Source organism: Allobosea sp. 01N443 (assembly GCF_056399325.1).
Genome location: NZ_JBFTRC010000284.1, coordinates 1 through 5,324, shown reverse-complemented (window position 1 = coordinate 5,324; position 5,324 = coordinate 1). Strand labels below are relative to the sequence as shown.

The window sequence follows — 5,324 nt, the reverse complement described above, 5'->3', positions numbered from 1 at the left end:
TCTCATAGAGCGTCTTATGCGATTGCATCGCAATCCTGAGCGCTACCCCGCCGCCATGCGAATAGCCCAGGACGGCGATCCGCGATGGATCAACGAAGGGAAGCTTTGAGAGGTAGAACAGCGCACCAAACGCATCTTCGACCCGAGGCGCCTTATCGCGCCTTTCAGGCACGCAGGCGTCTTCAATGCCTCGTGGGGTGAAACTGTCCGGCACCAGCACGACGTAACCCCAATCGCGGATTGCTTCGGCCTCCCGTCGATGGGACGTACTCAATCCGCCGCAGCCATGCAGCAAGACAACCGCCGGGTGCCGGCCTTCCCCGATAGGTTTGGAAAGATATCCGCTGATCACGACCGCGGGATCATTCTCGCTGCTGTCTCCGCGAGCTTTGGCACGCGCTTTCTGGAAATCGCTCAGGCGATAGGTCATCGAGGGGAATTGAACRACCTCTTCAGCATACGAATGTGTCGTCAGCCCARGAAGGAGCATGGCCAGGGTGGAGAGCATGGCTCGCTTTGGGGACGAAGGCATTTGCGAAGCTCCCAGCGTTCAACCTGTAACGTCGAAAGAGATGCAACGATAGCCGATCGGCGTCACCGTCGCCCGTCATGACCGACCACGGCTCCAGCTCCAAAGCCCATGCCTGCCGCGATCTCGGCCTGCGCCAGATTCCTCCGGCGTCCGCGAGCGCCTGAGCGCATATAACCTTCAACCTGCGCGCGCCCCCTACCCCTCTGAATGGCCCGGCGAAGAGTTGTCGCGACGATGACGACCGGCTCCAAACCCGGCTCCGGCTCGACCGGGAATCCGACACGCTCCGCGAGGATGAGCCAAAGATCGGGAGGGCGGCCGCGCGTGAATGACGAAGCCGTTTATTGAGCGTAGGATCGTGTTCGAAGCCTTCCGCCGAGAACGCGTTTCGAGGAAAAGGGCATGGGGCACGGCAGACGTCCTCGTTGGCGCGCTTATGACAATAGCGGCGCAGGCGGATCTCTGCGCGATCAGCGCAGTGCGCGCCGACATCTACCTCTTTCGAATATTCGGACCCGCGAATTCGGCATCGGCCCGGAAATGCAATCAATTTTCGAATTAAATTGTTGCAACGACACGCCAACCACTGACCTGAGACGCATCATCAAGTTTTAAATTCCTTATTGATACATAATATCTGTCCTTGGTGGAATTTTGACCATCATAAATTGCAGCAGCTGAAACAAAGGACTTGAGTGACTGCAGCTTGAGCCAGTGCCCGAAGCAGAGGCACGCCTCGAAACAAGGGTGGAATCGACCTATGCCGCTTCTGGAGCTTCAGGGTATCTCAAAACACTTTGGTGCGATCGAAGCACTCAAGGGCATCGATCTGGCGATCGATGCCGGAGAGGTCGTCGGCCTGATGGGCGACAATGGCGCCGGCAAATCGACATTGGTGAAGATTGTCGCCGGCAATTTTCTCCCCTCCGAGGGCGAGCTTCGCCTTGATGGCATCGTCAAGCACTTTCGCCGGCCGGTCGACGCCCGGACTGACGGTATCGAGGTCGTCTATCAGGACCTCGCCCTGTGCGATAATCTGACTGCGGCCGCCAATGTCTTCCTCGGGCGCGAACTGAAACGCCGCATCGGTCCGCTGGTGATCCTTGACTACAAGGCGATGTACGCCCGCGCCGCAGAGCTGTTCAAGGAGCTCAAGTCGGAGACCCGCCCCCGCGATCTCGTGAAACTGATGTCCGGCGGCCAGCGCCAGGCTGTGGCGATCGCGCGGACACGTCTGGCCAACGCGAAGATGGTGCTGATGGACGAGCCCACGGCGGCGATCAGCGTTCGCCAGGTCGCCGAGGTGCTGGATCTGATCCACCGGCTCAAGGATCGCGGGATCGCCGTCGTTCTGATCAGTCACCGCATGCCGGACGTGTTCGCGGTCTGTGACCGGGTGGTCGTGATGAGGCGAGGACGCAAGGTCGCGGACAAGGCGATTGCATCGAGTTCTCCTGAAGAGGTGACCGGACTGATCACCGGCGCCATCCAGGCCGCCTGATGCTGCGCGAGGAGCCCCCTATGTCGAGCGCCACGATCCGCCCGATCCCGAGCAGTGTCGCCATCGAGGACGTCACGGGCCTCAGGGAGCGAAGCCTCCTGCAGAAGCTGCTCGCGAGCCAGCCGTTCTGGGTGACGATCGCGCTGATCGCCATGGTCCTCGTGATGACATGGGATCAACCAGACGCCTTTGCCTCGGCCGACAACTTCTTCAACATCACGCGGAACTTCGCCTTCATCGGCATCATGGCCATCGGCATGACCGCCGTCATCCTCACCGGCGGCATCGATTTGTCGGTTGGCTCCATCATGGGGCTCGCCGGCGTCGTCAGCGGGCTCGTCCTCCAGGCCGAGGGGCATTGGCTGCTCGCGATCCTCGCCGGCCTTCTCACCGGCGCGGCTGTCGGGGTCGTGAATGGCGTGCTGATCTCCTATGTCGGCCTGCCGGCCTTCGTCGTCACGCTCGGGATGCTGTCGGGCGCCCGCTCGCTTGCCATCGTCCTGTCCGAAAACAAGATGATCTACGAATTCGGCCCTTGGGGAGACACCTTCAACGCCATCGGTGGCGGGGCGATCTTCGGCCTTGCCAACCCGGTCTGGGTGCTGCTCGCGCTGGCCATCATCTTCAGCATCATCCTCAACTTCACCGGCTGGGGCAATTATCTCTATGCCATCGGCAGCAACGAGAACGCCGCCCGCCTGACTGGCGTGCCGGTCCGGCGGATCAAGCTGCAGGCCTATATCGTCTCAGGCCTGACAGCCGCGCTGAGCGCCGTTCTCATCGTCGGCTGGCAAGGCTCCGCCATCAATGCGCTCGGACAGGGCTATGAATTGCGGGTGATCGCTTCGACCGTGATCGGCGGCGCCGATCTGATGGGTGGCCAGGGCGGAGCCTACGGCGCCGTGATCGGGGCCGCCCTCATCGAGGTGATCCGCAATTCCCTGCTCATGGCCGGCGTCGATTCCAACTGGCAGGGCGCCTTCGTCGGCCTGTTCATCGTATTGGCGGTTCTGCTGCAGCGGATCCGCGGCAAGGGTTCGGCATGAGGAAGACCGGACGACAATAACCACCAGGAGGAGAGGCTCATGAAAACGCTGACTTTAGGTGTCGCCGCGCTCGCACTGCTCGCCGTTGGAGGAGAAGCCCAGTCTCAGGGCAAGAAATACGTCTTCGCCCTGGTTCCCAAGAACATGAACAATCCCTTCTTCGATCAGGCCCGCGACGGCTGCAAGAAGGCCGAGAAGGAACTCAACGGCGCGATCGAGTGCCTTTATATCGGGCCTGGCGAACATGGCGGCGGCGATGAACAGGTCCAGGTCATCAACGATCTCATTGCCAAGAAGGTCGATGGCATCGCCGTCTCGCCGTCGAATGCCGCCGCGATGGGCAAGGCGCTCGAGGGCGCCAAAAAGGCGGGAATTCCGGTTCTGACCTGGGATTCCGACCTGCTTGCGAAGGACAAGGGCCTGCGCACCGCCTATGTCGGCACCTATAACTACGACATCGGCGTCAATCTCGCGAAGCTCGTCCAGCAGATCAAGCCGAAGGGTGGCACGATCTGCATCCAGTCGGGTGGCGCGGCCGCTGCAAACCATAACGAGCGCATGCAAGGGATTCGCGATACGCTTGCCGGCGCGAAATCGGCCTCCGCGCCTGGGGCAAAGCTCACCGGTCAGCATGGCTGGACCGAGGCCGCGGGTTGCCCGCTCTACACCAATGACGACTTCCCGCTATCGGTGCAGCAAATGGAGGATACGCTCGGCAAGAACCCCAAGCTTGATGCCTTCGTGCCGACCGGCGGCTTCCCGCAATTCATCCCGCAGGCGTATCGCAAGGTCGCCGAGAAGTATAAGGCCCGCATCGATGACGGCTCGCTTGCGCTGGTCGTCGCAGATACGCTGCCCGTCCAGATGGATCTCCTGAAGGCGGGCCTGTCCAAGGGCCAAGTCGGTCAGCGCCCCTTCGAGATGGGCTACAAGACCATGTTCTTCCTGAAGGAGATGAAGGACGGCAAGCCCGCCCCGAAGGATCCCACCTATACCGGCCTCGATGTCTGCACGCCGCAGAATGCCGCGACCTGCGTCGGCGCCGGGAGCTAAAGCATCGGCCCGAAAAGTGGATTGCGGTTTTCGGGGCAAAGCCGATGCAATCACAGATGGTTAGATCATCGGATCGGATACGATATCCGGTCCGATGAACTAAGCCAGGGCGGGATGCCATCCCGCTCTGGCGCTGACTTCGCCCGGCCTCGCAGTCAGCCGCGATACGGAGCCAGGCAGGCGCCCCAGAACAGGCTGGAAAAGTACCATGTTGGCGGCCCGAACCCGGCGGCCTCCAGCAAAGCAGCGACCTCGTTCTCCGAGGCGGGCGGATCCGCGCCCTGCAAAATCTTGGCGCGCTTCGCCTCGACTTCGTCGGGCCTGGCACCGTGCATGCGCCAGCGCTCTGCCCAGGCCGCCAGCAGCAGAGGTTCGGCGGCGTAGGCAAAGCGATTGCCGGCAAGAATGAGAGGAGCGCCGGGTTTCAGCCGTGACGCAATGGCGTCAAGAATGTCGCCCTTGGCCTTTTTTCCCGGGAGATGATGCAGCACGCCGATTAAGGTCGCGGCGTCGAAATCGCGCCCGGCGGGAAGCTCTTCGACATAGCCGATCGCGATCTCCGTCCGCTCGAGGAACCCGAGCTCCTGCAACCGCCCCGCCGTAACATCCATCATCTGCGCGGACGGATCGACGGCGACAAATCTCCAGTCCGGTTCAAGAGATGCGGCGCTGACAATCTCCTGTCCGCCGCCGCCAGCCCCAACGGCGAGCACGCGAGCTGCGCTGCCCGGACCGAGCGTCGCCGCCAGCATGCAGGCCGAAAGCTCATGGCACGCTTCGTAACCTGCCAGCGCAATGCGGCTCTGGACGAGGTACTCAGCGGCGCGGTCGGCGTCGAATTTTGCGACAGAGATGGACGTGGTTTCAGCCGAGGCCATAGCTACCTAGCGATGCTTTTCGAATGCAGGCGCGCTGTGGGGGGCGTCCCGATGCGCGAGCCTTCAATCGCTCATTCAGTCCGCCACGGCAAGATTTCGACAGCCAGGGGGGCGCTTTTGTGCATGGCGCTTCTGCCCGAGAGCGGACGCCGGTCATGCCGAAATGGGTGGAGGCTGTGTGAAAAGAGCCGAGTCGGCTAGGATTCCTGGAGGTGATGCTCCGGGAGCTTAGATGAAGCGCTTCGTTGAGAGTGAAGACCGTCGGCAGGGTGTCCTGCTTCCCGAGTATCTTGACGACTACGTGTCGGAGAACA

The 5,324-nt window shown here is 61.8% G+C and carries 5 protein-coding genes; 3 read left to right on the top strand and 2 right to left on the bottom strand.

From position 1 onward, the window contains the following. On the bottom strand, positions 1–508 hold a 508-nt coding region (locus AC1DRP_RS34610; RefSeq protein ID WP_476770905.1), incomplete at its 3' end, for a dienelactone hydrolase family protein. A gap of 784 nt (positions 509–1,292) precedes the next feature. Here AC1DRP_RS34610 and AC1DRP_RS34605 point away from each other — a divergent pair. Genes AC1DRP_RS34605 through AC1DRP_RS34595 form a run of 3 tightly spaced genes read left to right on the top strand, consistent with a single transcriptional unit; the run spans position 1,293 to position 4,132 of the window. Then, positions 1,293–2,033: an ATP-binding cassette domain-containing protein gene (locus tag AC1DRP_RS34605; protein ID WP_113511900.1), complete on the top strand. Its 741-nt coding sequence runs from the start codon at positions 1,293–1,295 to the stop codon at positions 2,031–2,033. Positions 2,034–2,053: 20 nt separating this feature from the next. After that, entirely contained in the window at positions 2,054–3,079 is a 1,026-nt protein-coding gene (locus AC1DRP_RS34600; RefSeq protein ID WP_441508871.1) for an ABC transporter permease, read from the top strand. Positions 3,080–3,118: 39 nt separating this feature from the next. After that, positions 3,119–4,132, top strand: a complete 1,014-nt coding sequence (locus tag AC1DRP_RS34595; protein WP_441508870.1) for a sugar-binding protein — start codon at positions 3,119–3,121, stop codon at positions 4,130–4,132. 155 nt (positions 4,133–4,287) lie between these two features. Here the strand turns inward: AC1DRP_RS34595 and AC1DRP_RS34590 are convergent, their stop codons facing one another. After that, positions 4,288–5,010, bottom strand: coding sequence for a class I SAM-dependent methyltransferase (locus AC1DRP_RS34590; RefSeq protein ID WP_441508869.1), 723 nt, complete (start codon positions 5,008–5,010; stop codon positions 4,288–4,290). Positions 5,011–5,324 lie beyond the last annotated feature (314 nt).

What these genes read in the sequence shown, in the direction of transcription:
- AC1DRP_RS34605 (WP_113511900.1), top strand. Translation starts at nt 1,293, where the DNA reads ATGCCGCTTCTGGAGCTTCAGGGTATCTCAAAACACTTTGGTGCGATC.
- AC1DRP_RS34600 (WP_441508871.1), top strand. Translation starts at nt 2,054, where the DNA reads ATGTCGAGCGCCACGATCCGCCCGATCCCGAGCAGTGTCGCCATCGAG.
- AC1DRP_RS34595 (WP_441508870.1), top strand. Translation starts at nt 3,119, where the DNA reads ATGAAAACGCTGACTTTAGGTGTCGCCGCGCTCGCACTGCTCGCCGTT.
- AC1DRP_RS34590 (WP_441508869.1), bottom strand. Translation starts at nt 5,010, where the DNA reads ATGGCCTCGGCTGAAACCACGTCCATCTCTGTCGCAAAATTCGACGCC.